The sequence below is a fragment of the Streptomyces sp. MA5143a genome (assembly GCF_900290235.1).
GTDB lineage: Bacteria > Actinomycetota > Actinomycetes > Streptomycetales > Streptomycetaceae > Streptomyces.
On sequence record NZ_OLMK01000068.1, the window covers coordinates 48,801 to 65,447 of the forward strand.

The 16,647-nt window shown below is 71.2% G+C and carries 19 protein-coding genes; 10 read left to right on the top strand and 9 right to left on the bottom strand.

The window, feature by feature from the left end:
• Nucleotides 1–189: 189 nt before the first annotated feature.
• The 7 genes from SMA5143A_RS27420 to SMA5143A_RS27450 all read left to right on the top strand — a co-directional run bounded on the left by SMA5143A_RS27420 (nucleotide 190) and on the right by SMA5143A_RS27450 (nucleotide 6,437).
• Nucleotides 190–945: a HipA family kinase gene (locus tag SMA5143A_RS27420; protein WP_107465498.1), complete on the top strand. Its 756-nt coding sequence runs from the start codon at nucleotides 190–192 to the stop codon at nucleotides 943–945.
• Entirely contained in the window at nucleotides 942–1,352 is a 411-nt protein-coding gene (locus tag SMA5143A_RS27425) for a DUF3037 domain-containing protein (RefSeq protein ID WP_055520559.1), read from the top strand. The genes SMA5143A_RS27420 and SMA5143A_RS27425 overlap by 4 nt, the downstream gene beginning before the upstream one ends.
• A 203-nt stretch (nucleotides 1,353–1,555) precedes the next feature.
• Complete coding sequence (gene fabG / locus SMA5143A_RS27430; RefSeq protein ID WP_107465499.1) at nucleotides 1,556–2,317, top strand: 3-oxoacyl-ACP reductase FabG; 762 nt, start codon at nucleotides 1,556–1,558, stop codon at nucleotides 2,315–2,317.
• A 12-nt stretch (nucleotides 2,318–2,329) separates the two neighbouring features.
• A complete protein-coding gene (locus tag SMA5143A_RS27435) occupies nucleotides 2,330–3,097 on the top strand; it encodes an SDR family oxidoreductase (RefSeq protein ID WP_055520556.1) in 768 nt (255 codons plus the stop codon).
• 224 nt (nucleotides 3,098–3,321) lie between these two features.
• Nucleotides 3,322–4,902, top strand: coding sequence for an ABC transporter substrate-binding protein (locus SMA5143A_RS27440; protein WP_107465500.1), 1,581 nt, complete (start codon nucleotides 3,322–3,324; stop codon nucleotides 4,900–4,902).
• Between the two features lie 173 nt (nucleotides 4,903–5,075).
• The gene (locus SMA5143A_RS27445; protein ID WP_107465501.1) at nucleotides 5,076–5,759 is read left to right on the top strand and encodes a uracil-DNA glycosylase; all 684 of its coding nucleotides are present in this window, start codon (nucleotides 5,076–5,078) and stop codon (nucleotides 5,757–5,759) included.
• A 189-nt stretch (nucleotides 5,760–5,948) separates the two neighbouring features.
• Nucleotides 5,949–6,437 (top strand): tetratricopeptide repeat protein, encoded by a 489-nt coding sequence (locus tag SMA5143A_RS27450; protein ID WP_107465632.1) that lies wholly within the window; start codon nucleotides 5,949–5,951, stop codon nucleotides 6,435–6,437.
• 13 nt (nucleotides 6,438–6,450) lie between these two features.
• Here SMA5143A_RS27450 and SMA5143A_RS27455 read toward each other — a convergent pair whose 3' ends face one another.
• Together SMA5143A_RS27455 and SMA5143A_RS27460 are read right to left on the bottom strand one after the other, a co-directional pair.
• Nucleotides 6,451–6,948: a hypothetical protein gene (locus SMA5143A_RS27455; RefSeq protein WP_107465502.1), complete on the bottom strand. Its 498-nt coding sequence runs from the start codon at nucleotides 6,946–6,948 to the stop codon at nucleotides 6,451–6,453.
• A 220-nt stretch (nucleotides 6,949–7,168) separates the two neighbouring features.
• A complete protein-coding gene (locus SMA5143A_RS27460; RefSeq protein ID WP_107465503.1) occupies nucleotides 7,169–7,681 on the bottom strand; it encodes a DinB family protein in 513 nt (170 codons plus the stop codon).
• A 79-nt stretch (nucleotides 7,682–7,760) separates the two neighbouring features.
• Between SMA5143A_RS27460 and SMA5143A_RS27465 the strand changes: the two genes are divergently transcribed.
• Nucleotides 7,761–8,678 (top strand): Gfo/Idh/MocA family protein, encoded by a 918-nt coding sequence (locus SMA5143A_RS27465; RefSeq protein ID WP_107465504.1) that lies wholly within the window; start codon nucleotides 7,761–7,763, stop codon nucleotides 8,676–8,678.
• Here SMA5143A_RS27465 and lnt read toward each other — a convergent pair.
• On the bottom strand, nucleotides 8,590–10,164 hold the full coding sequence (gene lnt / locus SMA5143A_RS27470) for an apolipoprotein N-acyltransferase (protein WP_107465505.1): 1,575 nt from the start codon (nucleotides 10,162–10,164) through the stop codon (nucleotides 8,590–8,592). The two genes, SMA5143A_RS27465 and lnt, sit on opposite strands and share 89 nt — an antisense overlap.
• A gap of 302 nt (nucleotides 10,165–10,466) precedes the next feature.
• Nucleotides 10,467–10,961: a nuclear transport factor 2 family protein gene (locus SMA5143A_RS27475; protein WP_107465506.1), complete on the bottom strand. Its 495-nt coding sequence runs from the start codon at nucleotides 10,959–10,961 to the stop codon at nucleotides 10,467–10,469.
• Between the two features lie 154 nt (nucleotides 10,962–11,115).
• Between SMA5143A_RS27475 and SMA5143A_RS27480 the strand changes: the two genes are divergently transcribed.
• Complete coding sequence (locus tag SMA5143A_RS27480) at nucleotides 11,116–11,709, top strand: DUF4291 domain-containing protein (RefSeq protein ID WP_107465507.1); 594 nt, start codon at nucleotides 11,116–11,118, stop codon at nucleotides 11,707–11,709.
• A 469-nt stretch (nucleotides 11,710–12,178) separates the two neighbouring features.
• Here SMA5143A_RS27480 and SMA5143A_RS27490 read toward each other — a convergent pair whose 3' ends face one another.
• Nucleotides 12,179–13,141, bottom strand: a complete 963-nt coding sequence (locus SMA5143A_RS27490; protein WP_107465509.1) for an expansin EXLX1 family cellulose-binding protein — start codon at nucleotides 13,139–13,141, stop codon at nucleotides 12,179–12,181.
• A 248-nt stretch (nucleotides 13,142–13,389) separates the two neighbouring features.
• On the opposite strand from SMA5143A_RS27490, the gene SMA5143A_RS27495 reads away from it, so the two are divergent.
• A complete protein-coding gene (locus tag SMA5143A_RS27495) occupies nucleotides 13,390–14,130 on the top strand; it encodes a glucose 1-dehydrogenase (protein WP_099965084.1) in 741 nt (246 codons plus the stop codon).
• Nucleotides 14,131–14,193: 63 nt separating this feature from the next.
• On the opposite strand, the gene SMA5143A_RS27500 is transcribed toward SMA5143A_RS27495, so the two are convergent.
• The 4 genes from SMA5143A_RS27500 to SMA5143A_RS27515 all read right to left on the bottom strand — a co-directional run bounded on the left by SMA5143A_RS27500 (nucleotide 14,194) and on the right by SMA5143A_RS27515 (nucleotide 16,385).
• Nucleotides 14,194–14,532: a nuclear transport factor 2 family protein gene (locus tag SMA5143A_RS27500; protein ID WP_181362038.1), complete on the bottom strand. Its 339-nt coding sequence runs from the start codon at nucleotides 14,530–14,532 to the stop codon at nucleotides 14,194–14,196.
• A 17-nt stretch (nucleotides 14,533–14,549) separates the two neighbouring features.
• Nucleotides 14,550–15,167 (bottom strand): chloramphenicol phosphotransferase CPT family protein, encoded by a 618-nt coding sequence (locus tag SMA5143A_RS27505; RefSeq protein WP_107465511.1) that lies wholly within the window; start codon nucleotides 15,165–15,167, stop codon nucleotides 14,550–14,552.
• A complete protein-coding gene (locus tag SMA5143A_RS27510) occupies nucleotides 15,164–15,343 on the bottom strand; it encodes a hypothetical protein (protein WP_107465512.1) in 180 nt (59 codons plus the stop codon). The genes SMA5143A_RS27505 and SMA5143A_RS27510 overlap by 4 nt, the downstream gene beginning before the upstream one ends.
• A gap of 166 nt (nucleotides 15,344–15,509) precedes the next feature.
• Nucleotides 15,510–16,385: an undecaprenyl-diphosphate phosphatase gene (locus SMA5143A_RS27515; RefSeq protein ID WP_107465513.1), complete on the bottom strand. Its 876-nt coding sequence runs from the start codon at nucleotides 16,383–16,385 to the stop codon at nucleotides 15,510–15,512.
• Nucleotides 16,386–16,647 lie beyond the last annotated feature (262 nt).

Sequence of the window (16,647 nt, forward strand, 5' to 3'; positions counted from 1 at the left end):
TCTTCGTCCCCTCTGCTAGTACTCGGTCACCCACGCCGACGATCACCCTCGGTTACTATGCCCACTTCATGCGGGAGGCCGGAAGCAAGGGGCGAGCAACCAAAGGGCTGACGGCGGGCACCTTGCGCCTTTCCGTGGCCGCAAGGAAACCATGGATTGTAAGGGGAACGGCGTGGGTGGCCTGAGGAAATGCTGAAAAATGTCACTGTGACCCGCTACATCACCCCCCTCCGCGAGGGTGGCTCGCTGCCCGGTCTCGTCGAGGCGGACGACCGCGGGACGTACGTCCTGAAGTTCACCGGCGCCGGACAGGGCCGCAAGACCCTCGTCGCGGAGGTCGTCTGCGGCGAACTGGCCCGGCGGCTCGGCCTGCGCGTGCCCCGACTCGTGACCGTCGGCCTCGACCCGGTCCTCGGGCTCGGCGAACCGGACGAGCAGGTGCAGGAGCTGCTGAAGTCCAGCGGCGGCACCAACCTCGGCATGGACTTCCTGACCCGGGCGATCGGCTTCGACCCGCTCGCGTTCGAGGTGAGCCCCGAGGAAGCCGGACGGATCATCTGGTTCGACGCGCTGATCAACAACGTCGACCGGTCCTGGCGCAACCCGAACCTGCTGATGTGGCACGGCGAGCCGTGGCTCATCGACCACGGCGCCACCATGATCTGGCACCACCACTGGCCCGGCGCCCGAACCTCCGCCGCCAAGCCGTACGACGCCTCCGATCACGCCCTCGCCCGCTTCGGCCCCGATGTCGCGGCAGCCGCCGCCGCGCTCGCTCCGCGGATCACCGAGGAACTCCTCGCAGAGGTGACCGCCGAGATCCCCGACGTGTGGCTGGCGGACGAGCCCGGCTTCGACACCCCTGACGCGCTGCGACGGGCCTACGCGGAACCGCTCCTCGCCCGGGTCGCCGGCATCCACGAACGCATCGAGGGGATCAAGTGAGCGACCGCTTCCTCGCCACCGGGGCGACCGGGCAGGACGTCTACGAGTACGCGCTGCTGCGCGTCGTGCCGCGGATCGAGCGCGGCGAGTGCTTCAACGCCGGCGTCCTCGTCTACAGCCGCTCCCGGGCCGTCGTCGCCGCCCGCACCCACCTCGACGAGACCAAGCTGCTCGCCCTGGACCCCGAGGCGGACGTGGCGGGCGTACGGGCCGCGCTGCGGGCCGTGGAGGGCGTCTGCGCCGGCGGGGAGGCGGCGGGCCAGGCCGCCGGGGACGACGCCGGACGACGGTTCCGCTGGCTGGTCGCGCCTCGTTCCACGGTGGTGCAGGCCGGACCCGTGCACACGGGGCTCACCTCGGACCCGGTGGCCGAGGCCGCGCGGCTGCTCGACCTGCTGGTCCGGTGAGACCTGGCGCCCGGGGCGGACGGCACCCCGGTGGCCGGGCGGCGACACACCGCCGATCGGCCGGGCGTAAGGGATCACACCTGGTGGGGCGTTGACACCGGGTGCCAGGACTTCTAGCGTCACGTATGCCGAAGGTACTAAGCGGTCGCTCACCGGGTGGGCGAGCCGCAGGAGCCGCATCCCAAGGGCGAGGAGAACCAGCAATGTCCACCACTGAGCAGCGTGTCGCCGTGGTCACGGGTGGCGCGCGCGGCATCGGCGCCGCGACCGCCGTACGACTGGCCGCCGAGGGGCGGGCCGTCGCGGTGATCGACCTCGACGAGGCCGCGTGCAAGGACACCGTCGAGAAGATCACCGCCGCCGGCGGCAGGGCGCTCGCGGTCGGCTGCGACGTCTCCGACGAGGCCCAGGTCGAGGCCGCCGTCACCCGGATCGCCGAGGAGCTGGGCGCCCCGACGATCCTGGTGAACAACGCGGGCGTGCTCCGCGACAACCTGCTGTTCAAGATGAGCGCCGCCGACTGGGACACGGTCATGAACGTGCATCTGCGCGGCGCCTTCCTGATGGCGAAGGCCGTCCAGAAGTACATGGTCGAGGCGAAGTTCGGACGGATCGTCAACCTGTCCTCGTCCTCCGCGCTCGGCAACCGCGGCCAGGTCAACTACTCCGCCGCCAAGGCCGGTCTCCAGGGCTTCACCAAGACCCTCGCCATCGAGCTCGGCAAGTTCGGCGTCACCGCCAACGCCGTCGCGCCCGGCTTCATCGTCACCGACATGACCGCCGCCACCGCCGCCCGCGTCGGCATGGGCTTCGAGGACTTCCAGGCCGCGGCCGCCACCCAGATCCCGGTCCAGCGCGTCGGCAGGCCCGAGGACATCGCGGGCGCCATCGCGTACTTCACGGGCGAGGACGCCGGATTCGTCTCCGGCCAGGTGCTGTACGTCGCCGGCGGACCGCTCAACTAGAGGACCGGGAACATGACTTCGGTGGAACTCCCCGAGCTTTCGGGCAAGGTCGCCCTCATCACCGGCGCCAGCCGCGGCATCGGCTACGGCATCGCCGAGGCCCTCGTCGCGCGCGGCGACCGGGTGTGCATCACGGGCCGCAACGAGGACGCCCTCAAGGAGGCCGTCGACCAGCTCGGCGCCGACCGCGTCATCGGCGTCGCGGGCAAGGCCCACGACGAGGCCCACCAGGCCCAGGCCGTCGAACGCACGATGGAGGCGTTCGGACGCGTCGACTTCCTGGTCAACAACGCCGGTACCAACCCGGTGTTCGGGCCGATCGCCGACCTCGACCTGAACGTGGCGCGCAAGGTGTTCGAGACCAATGTCGTCTCGGCGCTCGGCTTCGCCCAGCGGACCTGGCACGCCTGGCAGAAGGACAACGGCGGCGCGATCGTCAACATCGCCTCCGTCGCCGGTGTCTCCGCCTCGCCGTTCATCGGCGCGTACGGCATCAGCAAGGCCGCCATGATCAACCTGACCCTCCAGCTGGCGCACGAGTTCTCGCCGAAGGTCCGGGCCAACGCGATCGCGCCCGCCGTGGTGAAGACCAAGTTCGCCCAGGCCCTGTACGAGGGCCGGGAGGCGGAGGCCGCCTCCGCCTATCCGCTCGGCCGACTCGGCGTGCCCTCGGACATCGGTGGCGCCGCCGCGTTCCTCACCTCCGAGCAGTCCGACTGGATCACCGGCCAGACGCTCGTGGTCGACGGCGGCATCTTCCTCAACGCCGGGGTCGGCTGACCGTCGACCGGGCCCCGCCCCGCGGGCGGGCACCGAGGGCGTTCCCGAGAGCTCCCGCAGAGCCTTCGCCGAATGTCCCCGGTGCCCGTCGCGAGCCTTCACCGGGCCTCCGCGAAGCCGTCACGAGGAGCTGATCAAGGGTTCTGCCAGCCGGACGGTGGCGGCCGGCGGGGCCTGCGGTATCGTTCGGCCACTCTTGGTACGGCATTTCGAGGAGCATGCACGTGTTCAACCGGAACCGATACTTGCCGCCCCTCGCGGCGATCGCGTCCATATCCATGGTGGCCGGGTGTGGTGTGTTCTCCTCGGATGCCTCGGAGGAGCAGGCGCCGATCATCGTGGGCACCACCAGCGCGCCGAGCACGCTGGACCCCGCGGCCGCCTGGGACAGCTCCTGGGAGCTCATGCGCAACGTCTTCCAGCCCCTGCTGAACTACACCCCCGGCGGGTCCGACCCCGAGCCGGACGCCGCCGAGAGCTGCAAGTTCACCGACAGCGCCAGCACGACCTACGCCTGCACCCTCCGCGAGGGCCTGAAGTTCTCCAACGGGAACACGCTGGACGCCAAGGCCGTCAAGTACTCGTTCGACCGGATCAAGAAGATCAACGTCAACGGTGGTCCCGCGGGTCTGCTGACCACCCTCTCGCGGGTGCAGACCAAGGGCGACCGCGAGGTCGTCTTCCACCTCAACCAGCCTGACGCGACCTTCCCGCTCGTGCTCACCACGCCCGCCATGTCCATCGTGGACCCCGCGGAGTACCCCGCGGACAAGCTCCGTGAGGACGGCGGGGTCACCGGCTCCGGGCCGTACAACCTGGAGTCCTACGAGGAGGGCAAGGCCGCCGAGCTGGTCGGCAACGACGGCTACAAGGGCATCGCCGACCGGAAGAACTCCGCGGTCACGATCCGGTACTTCCAGCAGTCGGACCAGCTGGTCAAGGCCCTCAAGGACAAAGAGATCAACGTGGTCTACCGCGGTCTCGCGGCCAAGGACGTGGTGGACATCGAGGCCCACCGCGACGAGGAGAACCTCCAGATCGTCGAGAACGCCACGACCGAGATCAGCTACCTGGTGTTCAACCCGAAGTACGAGTGGGCCAAGAACCCCGCCGTCCGCAAGGCGGTCGCCCAGGTCATCGACCGGCCGGCGCTCGCGCACAACGTCTACAAGGACACCGTCGAGCCGCTGTACTCCATGATCCCGAGGGGCCTGGTCGGCCACACCACGGGCTTCTTCGACGACTACGGCACCCCCAGCCCGGCCAAGGCCAGGAAGATCCTGGAGGGCGCGGGCATCACCGCGCCCGTCCCGCTGACCCTGTGGTACACCAGCGACCGCTACGGCTCCCAGACCAAGCCCGCCTTCGAGGAGCTGAAGCGCCAGCTCGATGACTCCGGCCTGTTCACGGTCACGCTGAAGAGCCGCCCCTGGAAGACCTATTTCCAGGGCTACCAGAAGGGCGAGTACCCGGTCTTCGGCCGTGGCTGGAACCCCGACTTCAACGACGCCGACAACTTCATCGCCCCCTTCGTCGGCAAGCAGAACGCCCTCGGCACCCCGTACGAGTCGCCGAAGATCACCAACGATCTGCTGCCGGAGTCCCGCGCGGAGAGCGACCGCGGTGCCGTCGGCGAGGAGTTCGAGGAGGCCCAGCAGATCCTCCTGGACGACGCCCGGCTCATCCCCCTGTGGCAGGGCAAGCTGTACGTGGCCGCGGACGAGGAGATCGCCGGCATGGACAAGCTCATCGACCCGGCGACGATGATGACGATGTGGGAACTCTCCCGGAAGACCAGTTGGTAGGACCCGGCGCCGGCCGGACCGTCCGACGGTCCGGCCGGTATCTCCGGTGGGCGGCCCCGGTTGTCAGTGGGCGCCTGTAGGTTCTGTGCTCTGACGGCGGCCGCGCCTCGCGCGGCCGTCCATGGCCGCGCGAGGCGCGGTCGTGAAGAGAGCGCACACCGGAGGAAGTTGACGTGACCGACATCGCCATGCTGCCCGAGTCCTGGCGCGGGGTCCTGGGGGACGAGCTGCAGCAGCCCTACTTCAAGGAACTCACCGAGTTCGTCGAGGAGGAGCGAGCCAAGGGTCCCGTCTACCCCCCGCGCGAGGAGGTCTTCGCCGCCCTCGACGCCACGCCGTACGAGCGGGTGAAGGTGCTCGTCCTCGGCCAGGACCCCTACCACGGCGAGGGCCAGGGCCACGGCCTGTGCTTCTCCGTGCGGCCGGGTGTGAAGACCCCGCCCTCCCTGCGGAACATCTACAAGGAGATGCAGGCCGAGCTGGGCACCCCGATCCCGGACAACGGCTATCTGATGCCGTGGGCCGAGCAGGGCGTGCTCCTGCTGAACGCGGTGCTCACGGTCCGTGCCGGTGAGGCCAACTCCCACAAGGGCAAGGGCTGGGAGAAGTTCACCGACGCCGTGATCCGCGCCGTCGCCGACCGACCGGACCCGGCCGTCTTCGTGCTCTGGGGCAACTACGCGCAGAAGAAGCTCCCGCTGATCGACGAGGAGCGCCACATCGTGGTGAAGGGCGCGCACCCCTCGCCGCTGTCGGCCAAGAAGTTCTTCGGCTCCCGCCCGTTCACCCAGATCAACGACGCCATCGCCCGGCAGGGCCACGAGCCGATCGACTGGACCGTCCCCGACCTCGGCTGACCCCCACCGGCACTCCGGCGGTCACCCGCCCGTCCTCCGTACGGCCGCCGGGCCGCCCCCGCGGCCGTACGGAGCCGCCTGACCGGGATTGTCAGTGCCTGCGGCTAGCGTCGGCGGGGACAGGCGGGAGCGGGGGCGACGAGTGTGGAGGACACCGTGGAGCGACAGGAGCAGGCGGCGCCGGACGCCATGATGACCCGCATCGGGCAGACGGTCATGCTGCACCACGGCGGGGACCGCGAGGAGGCCCGGGACCGCTTCTCGAAGCTGTGGGAGGAGATCGGCGAGGACGGCGATCCGTTCCACCGCTGCACACTGGCGCACTACATGGCGGACACCCAGGACGACCCGGTCGACGAACTGGCGTGGGACCTCAGGGCCCTGTCGGCGGCGGACGAGCTGACCGACGAGCGGGTGGCGCGACACCACGAGGGCCTCGCGGTGCGCGGCTTCTACCCCTCGCTGCACCTCAACCTCGCCGCCGACTACGCCAAGCTCGGCCGCCCCGAGGCCGCCCGCAGCCATCTGGCCCTCGCCCGGGGCACCCTGGGCGCGCTGGCGGACGACGGCTACGGCGACGGCATCCGGGTCGCCCTCGCCCGGTTGGAGTCCCGCCTCGACGAGGAGAGCCCGGCCACCGGGGGAGAGACGCCGGGGCCGCCCAGACAGCGGCCGTAGGGTCTGCGCCCTCTCACCGGCCGTAGACGTCCTTGCAGATGACCGCCTGGGGAGTGTCCTTGCCCCAGCCGCCGTACTTGTGGCCGAGGGCGCACACGTCGCCGTTCCTCGGGGGATCCGTCGGGATCGTCTCCGGAATCCGGGGGATCTCGACATGGGGCTGCGACCTCGGCGGCGGGGCGGGGCGCCGTGGTGGGGCGGGTCGTTCCCGGCGGGCAGCCGGTGCCGTGGGCGCGGATCCGGCGGCGGGGGCCGACGTGGCGGCGGGCCTCGGCGCCGGTGAGGACGCGCCCGGCGTGGGGCGACGCGGGGGGCCGATCAGTTCCAGCGCTTCCCGCGCCGGGGCCTGCACGATCTGCGTCTCGGTGGTGCCGTCGGGCCGTGGCTCCGACGACTGGGACGGAGTGGGCGGTGTTCCGGGCGGGGGCGGGCGGTGCGTGGTCACGCAGCCGGTGAGAGCCGAGACGGCCACGGTGACCAGGAGCGTTGCGGTGGTGGTCGGTCGATGCACCCACGCAACTCTGCTGGTTCCGCGCCGCTTTCGGGAGGGGAGCGGCAGAGGATGCCCCCACACGGGTGACCCCCCGGGCCCCGTTGCGACGCCGGCCTTCCACGTACAGGGGACCGCCGAGCCCATACATCCAGCCGTTGTCCTCCGCTCCGCGCCCAGCGGCCTCGTAGTCTCTCCCCCCGCCGACCCTGATGGACTGGCGCCCCGCGGCCCCGTCGCCTCAGTGACCCGTCGTCCCGTCGATCCGTTCGCGCAGGAGGTCGGCGTGGCCGTTGTGGCGGGCGTACTCCTCGATCATGTGGGTGTAGATCCACCGGAGGCTGGGGGGCTCGCCCTTGCGTCCGTGGGCCGACCTGGCGATGTCGTCCAGGGCGGCGCGCCCGGCGTTGCGGCGGGCGACCGCGATCTCGTCCTGCCAGACGCGGTACGCCTCCTCCCACGTGTCCCGTTCGGTGAGGTGGAACTCGCCGTCCCGGTCCTCGTCACTGAAGTAGATCGGCCCCTGGTCGTCACCGGCGAGCACCTTGCGGAACCAGATGCGCTCCACCTCCGCCATGTGCCGGACGAGCCCCATGAGGGACAGCTCGGAGGGCGGCACCGAGGCGAGTCGCAACCGGGCGTCGTCCAGCCCCTGGCACTTGAGCGCGAGGGTCTCCCGGTGATGGTCGAGCCATCCCTCCAGCATGTCCCGTTCACCGGCGGTCACGGAGGGCTCGGTGCGCTGCGATGTCATGCACGCATCCTCGCCCATCCGGGCCTCGCACGGCCACGCATATGCTGGGGCCTCGGCACACCGTGGACGGGAGACCCCTGTGAAGGTCGGCTGCATCGGGCTCGGCGACATCGCGCGGAAGGCGTATCTGCCGGTGCTCGGCACCCAGCCGGGCGTCGAACTGCACCTACAGACGCGGACGCCCGCCACGCTCAGCAGCGTCGCCGACAGCCTGCATCTCCCGCCGGGACGACGCCACGCCGACCTCGACGCGCTGCTCGCCCAGGACCTCGACGCCGCCTTCGTGCACGCACCGACCGGCGCCCATCCCGAGATCGTGACCCGGCTGCTGGAGGCGGGCGTCCCCACGTACGTGGACAAGCCGCTCGCCTATGAACTCGCCGAGTCCGAGCGTCTGGTGCGGCTCGCCGAGGAGCGGAACGTGGGTCTCGCCGTCGGCTTCAACCGGCGGTACGCGCCCGGATACACCCAGTGCGCCGACCATCCGCGCGAGCTGATCCTGATGCAGAAGAACCGCATCGGACTGCCCGAGCACCCCCGCACGATGATCCTCGACGACTTCATCCACGTCGTCGACACGCTGCGCTTCCTGGCCCCGGGGGCAGTGGAGGACATGACTGTGCGCGCCCGGACCGGGAACGGGCTGCTGCACCACATCGTCCTCCAGCTCTCCGGGGACGGCTTCACCGCGCTCGGCGTCATGAACCGCCTCAGCGGCTCCGCGGAGGAGATCCTGGAGGTCTCCGGGCAGGACACCAAGCGCCAGGTCGTGAACCTCGCCGAGGTCATCGACCACAAGGGGCAGCCGTCCCTGCGGCGGCGCGGGGACTGGGTGCCGGTGGCCCGGCAGCGCGGCATCGAACAGGCGGTGCTCACCTTCCTCGACGCCGTCCGGGCCGGCAAGGTGCTCAGCGCACGGGACGCGCTCGCGACGCACGAGATGTGCGAGCGGGTCGTACGGGAGGTGGAGGAGCGCTCCCGTCCCGGTCGCTCTTAGCCCGCACGGTCCGCAGGCCCTCGAAGGCGCCCCACACCACCAGGACCAGCAGCGCCGCGTGGACCGGCCAGTCGCCGAAGCGGACGTACGGAGTCGTACCGCTCGCCGTCGGCACGTCGTACACGGCGGAGGTGCTCTCGTCGGTGCCGAGCCAGGAGCCGACGCGTTCGCCGCTCGGGCCGTAGACGGCGGAGACACCGGTGAGAGTCGCGTGCACCATCGGGCGACCCGTCTCCGCGGCCCGCAGCGCGGCCAGTGAGGCGTGCTGCTCCGGCGCCCAGCTCTGCTGGAACGTGGAGGTGGCCGACTGGGCGAGCAGCACCTCGGCGCCCTCGTCGACGAGATGGCGGCTCATGTCGGGGAACGCGCTTTCGAAGCAGATCATCGGTCCGACGCGCAGCCCCTTGCCGACGTCCATCACCACCTGCTCGGTGCCACGCCTGCGGTCCTCGCCGGCCGCCTCGCCGACGGAGGTCGCCCAGCCGAGCAGGGTGCGCGCCGGGACGTACTCGCCGAAGGGGACCAGCCGCATCTTGTCGTAGCGGTCGCCGGTCGGGCCGTCGGGGCCGACGAGCACCGAGCTCTTGTAGATGCCGGGGCGGTCCGAACGGTGGGCGTCCACGTTGACCAGGATGTCCGCGCCCGTCGCGCGGGACAGCGCGGCGATGCGGTCGGCGAGGTCGGGACGCTCGACCAGGTCGTAGCCGACACTGCTCTCGCCCCACACGATGAGATCGAGGTCCTGATCCGCGAGACGCCGGGTCAGCGTCTCCTCCCTCGTGAACCGGTTCTCGGGGCCGTCGGTGACCCCGGGCTGGACGACGGCGATCCGTACCCGGCCGTCCACGTCGGGGCGCGGTGACCACACCCACGCGGCGGACGTCACGGTGGCCGTCGCGACGAGGCCCGCGACGGCGGGGACCCGCGCCCGCCGTACCGCGACGAGGACGGCGACCGCGACGTTCACTGCGACCACGAGGAAGCTGAGCAGCCACACCCCGCCGACCGAGGCCAGCCGCAGTGCGGCCTCCACCTGCCACTGGCTGGACCCCAGCAGCCCCCAGGGTCCGCCGAGCCCCTGCCAGGACCGGACGAGCTCGATCGCCAGCCAGCCCGACGGCACGACCAGCAGGGCGGCGGCGACCCGCCGGGACGGGGGAGCGCCCGCCAGGAGACGGTGCACCAGCCAGCCCCAGGGCGCCCAGAGCGTCCCGAGCAGGGCGGCTATGACGAAGGTGAAGACATGCAGGTTCGGCAGCAGCCAGTGGTGCAGCGCCAGCATGTACCCGAGGCCGCCCAGCCAGCCGTCGTACGCCGCCCGCCGCGCGGTCGGGGCCGTGCGGACCAGCAGCAGCCAGGGCACCAGGGCCACGTACGCGAACCACCACAGGGCCGGTCCGGGAAACGCGAGCACGGGCAGTGCCCCGGCTGCGGCGGCGCCGAGACCACGCCGCCATGGGGAGGCCGTCCCTTCGGGCGTCGTCATCCAGCGCCTCCCTCCCCGGTGATGGGTGTCTTCCAGTGTGCGCCCCCGAGACGATCTCCGACAGAGGGCGTGGGGAGGGACGGGCGTGACGGGAGGGTATGCCAGGGCAGGCGGGGCAGGCGGGGCAGGCGGGGCAGGCGGGGCAGGCGGGGGCAGCGGTGGCGCTGGTATCGGGTGGTCGGGGCAGCGGTGGCCCCCGGGCGGGCGCGGGTGGCGATGGCGCGAGGTCGGGCCGGGGTGGCAGTGGCGCGGGGGCGGTGGTGGCGCGTGGCAGGCCGGACGGCAGGGGCCGGGGTGTGGGGTCAGGCCGGGTGGGGGTGGTGGTCGGAGGGGAGGCCCTCGGGAGTGCGGCGCCACTTCTCCCGGACCACGACCTCGCTGAGCCGCCAGCCGTCGTCCGTGCGGACCAGGCCGAACGTGTAGCGGCCGCCACAGACGAAGTCGGGCGCGGTGGATCCGCCGTCGTGACCGGCGAAGCGCATGGGGTTGATGTAGTCGGCCTGGACCTCGGCGGTGTCACCGATGTCGTGCTCCAGGTACCCGAACCGCACCCGCCGGTTGACGATCAGATGCTGGCGCATGGGGAACAGCTCCATGCTGCGGGCCAGCCAGTCGGCGACCTGCGCGGCGTCGCCCTCGATGCCGCCCGCCGAGCGGTAGTCGGCGCGGCCGCCCGGGGCGAACAGCCCCCGGTAAGCCGTCCAGTCGCCGTCGTCCACCGCCACCGCGTACTCGGTGATCAGGCCGTCGACGGCGAGCCGGTCCATCACGGTCGCGAGCTCCACACGCTGCGTCATCGGTTCAGTCTTGGGGCAGGGGGCGCGACACGCCAAGGGGCGTGCGGTGACGACATACGACCGGTTGATATTAGGTGGCCCCCGGAGCCCGTGGTGATCGAATCTTGCTCCCGTGAAGGAAAGTGAGCGAGAACGACGAGAACGAACAGCGGACATGACCGAGCCCCGATTCCAGGTCCGCGCCCGCCACACGGCGGACACGATCACCGTGTACCAGGCCTACCGGCCCGGGATCGGCGGCCCGGCCGCCCGCGACGGCCGTTTCCCGGCCGAGTGGAAGCGGGACCGGATGACGTGGATCAAGCCCTCGTTCCTCTGGATGATGTACCGCTGCGGATGGGGTCTGAAGGAGGGCCAGGAGACGGTGCTCGCCGTCGAGATCCGCCGTGAGGGCTTCGAGTGGGCGCTGCGCCACTCCTGCCTGTCGCACTACGTCCCGGAGCTGTACGAGAGCCGGGCCGCCTGGCAGCAGGAGCTGCGCCGGTCGCCCGCCCGGGTGCAATGGGACCCCGAGCGCGGTCTGCAGCTGAACCCGCTGCCGCACCGCTCGTTGCGGCTGGGCCTGGCGGGTGAGGCGGCGGCCCGGTACGCCGACGAGTGGATCGTCGGGATCGAGGACGTGACCCCACTCGCCCGGCAGGTGCACGGCCTCGTCCGCGCGGGCGAGCTGGAACGGGCGGCGGAGCTGCTGCCCGAGGAGCGACCGTACCCGCTCGACGACACCATGCCGGCGCATCTGCGCGGCTGAGACGTACGGGCCGGGCGGGCCGTACAGGTCGAGCGGGCTGAAGGGCCGTGCGGGCCGATGGGCCGTGCGGGCCGCCGGTGCCAGCGGTAACGGCGGTGGTGGCGGCCGAGGAGGACGCGGACCGCGTTCTCGTGGATCGTGCGCAGCCGCGCCGGCAGGGCGGGGTCCGACGTCCTGTTCACCTGCGTCGTGATCGAGAAGGTGATCGACTTCCGCCCGTCGGGCGTCGGCCGGTTCGGAGTCGCCCTCGGTCCAGCGGCGCTGCTCCTCGCGTACAGCCGGGGGCGGTCGGTTCACCGGCGGCGTAGGGCCTGTCGTCTGGATCATGCCTGGGCCGCGGGGCTCACCGGCAGCCATTGGTGCCCGTAGCCCGAAGTCCGCATGATCCAAACGACAGACCCTAGGCGCGGATGAACCGCGTGCGGATCGGCGGGCCCCGACCCTCCTTCCGGGGCCCGCCGGGGGTGCGTCAGTGCCGGGCGAACTGGACCCGGGTCGGCTGCACGGTGTTCGGCCGCAACGCGATCCCGTCGAGGGTCAGCTGTTCCCCGTAGATGTCGGTGATCCTGATCGCGCCGCCGCAGCCGGCGCCGTGCTCGGAGAGGAAGTAGTTGTACCCGGTGCGGGCCAGCGCGGTCCAACCGCTGCCGGTGCGCACCTCCAGCCGGGCCAGCGGGTTGCGGTGGCCGAGGGCCTGGATGCCGCACCAGTACTGGCTGGAGCCGGTCTTGTACCGGATGGAGAGCGTGTCGGAGGAGCCGGGGCTCACCAGGCTCCAGGTGATCGGTATCTGGCCGCGCGACGGATCGGCGAGCTTGGCGAAGGCCTGGGTGGAGAGGTCGAGCTGGCCGGGCCGGCAGGGGGGCGGGCACTCGTTGGTGATCCGGACCGTGACGGAGGCGCTGCCCGACCGCACCAGGACGTACGCCCCGCACGCCCTGGACGTCTCGTAGTCGGTGGTGTTCATCGCGGCGATCATCATGTCGTCGCTCGGGCCGAACGAGCAGGCGCCGTCGCCGTTCCCGGCGTCGTAGAGGGTGGCGATCCCCTGGTAGGTGGTCCTGGGGCGGATGCGTCCCGCCAGGGTCGCCGTGCCGGACCCGGGCCGGCGGGCGCTCGTGACCTTCGGCTTCGGGGATTTCGCGGTCGGGGTCGGCGACGAGCTGGGGGACCCGCTCGTCGAGGCCGACGGGCTCGGGGACGGCGAGGACGTACGCCCGGTCGGGGTCGGCCGCTCGCGCGCCGGGGTGTCGGCGGCGGCCGTGGTGGTGACCTTCCTGGCCTCCTCGCCCTCGGCCCCGCGGCCGGAGCCGAACGCCACGACGAGGGACGCGACGAGGGCGACGGCCGCCACGGCGACGGCGGAGACGAGGGCGGTGCGTCGGCCGGGCCGGGAGGAGCGGCGCGGTGAGCGGTGTGAACGGGATGCCACGGATGAGTCCTTGCCTGGCTCGGGCGAACGGATGGTACGTGTGGGGCTCCTGTGGGGGGAGCGCACACCTGATCAGTGGCCGCCGGGTGCGGAAAGGTTGCCGTCACTTTCGCATCAGGTTGGTGGACCGGTCGGGGGGACGAGCGAAAACGGCGTACGCCCTGGTGGCCGGGCGGTGTTCATAGGATGATCGATCATTCGGCGGGAGAAGCCGAGATACGGAGCCGCCGGGGTACAGGGAGGTCGTTATGTCACGTCCGGTCACGGTGGTCACGGGGGGAAGCCGCGGCATCGGCGCCGCGACCTGTCTGCGGCTCGCGGCGGACGGCCATGACGTGGTCGTCGGATATGTGAGCGACGGCGCCGCCGCCGAGTGGATCGCGACGGGGGTGCGGGCGAACGGCGCCCGGTGCGTCACCGTCAAGGCGGACACGTCCGTCGAGGCCGACGTCGACCGGCTCTTCGAGACGGCGGCGGAACGGCTCGGCCCGGTCACCGGGCTGGTCAACAACGCCGGTGTGACGGGCCCGTTCGGCAGGCTGGCCGACACCGACCCGGCCGTGCTGCGGCAGGTGGTGGAGGTCAACCTCCTCGGCGTGCTGCTCTGCGCCCGCCGCGCGGCACGCGCCATGGCCGCCTGGGGCGGCGGAGCCATCGTGAACGTGTCCTCGGCGGCGGCCACGCTCGGCAGCCCGGGCGAGTACGTCCACTACGCGGCGACCAAGGCCGCGGTCGACACGCTCACGACGGGGCTCGCCAAGGAGCTCGGGCCCGACAACATCCGGGTCAACGCGGTCGCGCCGGGCGTGATCGACACCGAGATCCACGCGAGGAACGGGGATCCGGAGCGGCCCGAGCGGATCGCCGCGTCCATTCCGCTGCGGCGTCCGGGACGGGCCGACGAGATCGCGTCTGCCATCGCGTGGCTCATGTCGCCGGAGGCTTCGTACACCACGGGCGCGGTGCTGCGGGTGGCCGGCGGGCGGTGAGAGCCGGGGGCTTTCGATCGCCAGTGATGGTGGGGTGTGAACCGACGTATGTCGTACGTCGGGTCAGACCGCGAACCACACTTTCTCGATGCGGTCCTCGCCGACCTCGTACAGGGCGACCGCGGTCCGGACGCCATCGCCCATGAAGCCGGTGACGACCTCCTGGTCGATCACGAGTCGGCCGTGGACCACTCGGGAGACGAGTTCCGCGTGCAGGTCCGGGCTGGTGGCGAAGAGGGTGGCGTAGCGTTCCCGGAACGCCGGACCCGAGCGGTCCGTCATCACCTCGCCGGACGGGAAAGCGTGCACGGGGACGTCCTCGGCGTAGTAGCCCAGGAACCCCTCCAGATCACGCGCGTTGTACGCGGCCAGCTGGCCGTCGACGATCTCGTCCGGAGACACCGGACACCTCTCTTTCGTCAGCTCGCCGACACCGGGGTGGTGCGGGTGGCGCCCCGCTTCTCGCGCAGCCGCTGGAAGGCGGTCGGAGCGGTGCGGTGGGGCAGGAAGTCCTTGATGCGCCGCGCGCAGAGCGGCGGGTCCGTGAGAGCGGTGTCGCACTCGATGTCGTAGATCCCGTGGGCGTGCACCTGCGCCAACTGCCGCGCCGCGAGCCCCGGGGGCCGGTCGCCCCGCTCGCGCTCGCGTCGTTCGAGTTCGGCGCGGGGGCAGTGCACTCCGACGAACACGACGTCCTGCGGTACGAACAGGTCGAGGCAGTCCCGCAGCCGCCACTCCTCGCTGAGGACGTGGTCCACCACGACGTTGTTGCCCGCGGCGGCCATGCCCGCGATCGCGCGGTGGTAGCCCCGCCAGGTGCGGTGGAGCACGGTGGCCAGCCGCTCGGGCTCCATCTCCTGCCGTGTCCGCATGGCGTGGAACGCGTCGACCGGCAGATGGAAGAACGGCTCGTCCAGGATCCGCAGCAGCTCGACGGCGATGCTCGACTTGCCCGAACTGGACGTGCCGTTCAGGAAGATGATCAGCCCTCCGGGGGCGCCGTCCGAGGCGGCCGCGCCCTGCTCCGGGGCTCTCACGCGGCCTCGATGACCTCTCCGCGTATCGCCGTGGCCCACTCCACCACCAACAGCTCGTACTCCGCGCGCTCCTGGGCCGACAGCGAACCGCCCGCGCGCCGCCACAGGGCGCGGATCTGGTCGTTCACATCGGCAGCGGACCGCACGGAACCACAGGCAAGGGAATCGGGGGACATGCGGACAAGCGTAGGCGCAAGAGCTGACGGTGCGCTACAGCCCGGCTACGGATCCCATATGTGCTTGGTCACTGAAGGGAGTTGGGGCGTCCGCTCAGGTGCGGACGCCCCAACTCACGTGTCCGGGGCGGCCCGGTGACCGGCCGTCCGTGCGGATGTCTCCCGGTCAGCCCGCCGACTCGCCGGCGTGCGGGCTCAGTACGCCCATCGAGACGAGGACGACGATGACGATGCCGAGGATGATGCGGTACCAGACGAAGGGCATGAAGCTCTTGGTGGAGATGAACTTCATGAACCACGCGATCACGGCGTACCCGACCACGAACGCGATCACCGTGGCGAAGATCGTCGGACCCCAGGAGACATGACCGCCCTCCAGGGCGTCCTTCAGCTCGTAGCCGCCGGAGGCCAGCACGGCGGGGATGGCGAGGAGGAAGGAGTAGCGGGCCGCGGCCTCACGCTTGTAGCCCATGAGGAGGCCGCCGCTGATCGTGGCGCCGGAGCGGGAGACACCCGGGATGAGGGCCATGGCCTGGCAGAGGCCGAAGATCAGGCCGTCCTTGACGCTCAGCTGGTCCAGGGTCTTGCGTTCCTTGATCGCGCGGTGCTTGCCGCCCGTCTCGTCGCGGGCGGCCAGGCGGTCCGCGACGCCCAGGACGATGCCCATCACGATCAGCATGGTCGCGGTGATGCGCAGATCGCGGAACGGGCCCTCGATCTGGTCCTTCAGGGTCACGCCGAGGACACCGATCGGGATGGAACCGACGATCACCAGCCACCCCATCTGGGCGTCGCGGTCGCCGCGCATCTCCTTGTTGAACAGGGAGCGGGACCACGCCGAGATGATGTTGACGATGTCCTTGCGGAAGTAGATCAGCACCGCGGCCTCGGTGCCGATCTGGGTGATCGCCGTGAAGGCCGCTCCCGGGTCCTCCCAGCCGGAGAACGCAGCCGTCAGGCGCAGGTGCGCGCTGGAGGAGATGGGGAGGAACTCGGTCAGCCCCTGGACGAGTCCGAGGATGAGGGATTCAAACCAAGACATGAAGTTACGTGGTCCAAGCGCTGATCGTGAGGGGCCGACGGGAAAGGTGACACACCGCCGACCCGGCCGCCGGGCGGCCGTGCGGGGCGGGTGATCACAGGTACGGGGGGCAGCCTAGCGCCCCCGGATGACAGGGCCGCCACAGGGGTTTGGCAGGGCCGTGCGGGGGAGGGGTGCGGACCGGCGTACCGAGGGGTGGAACGGCCGAATCCATGGTGTTGACCAGTGACTATGTCCGCACATACGTTGCTGGCTGGAGAAA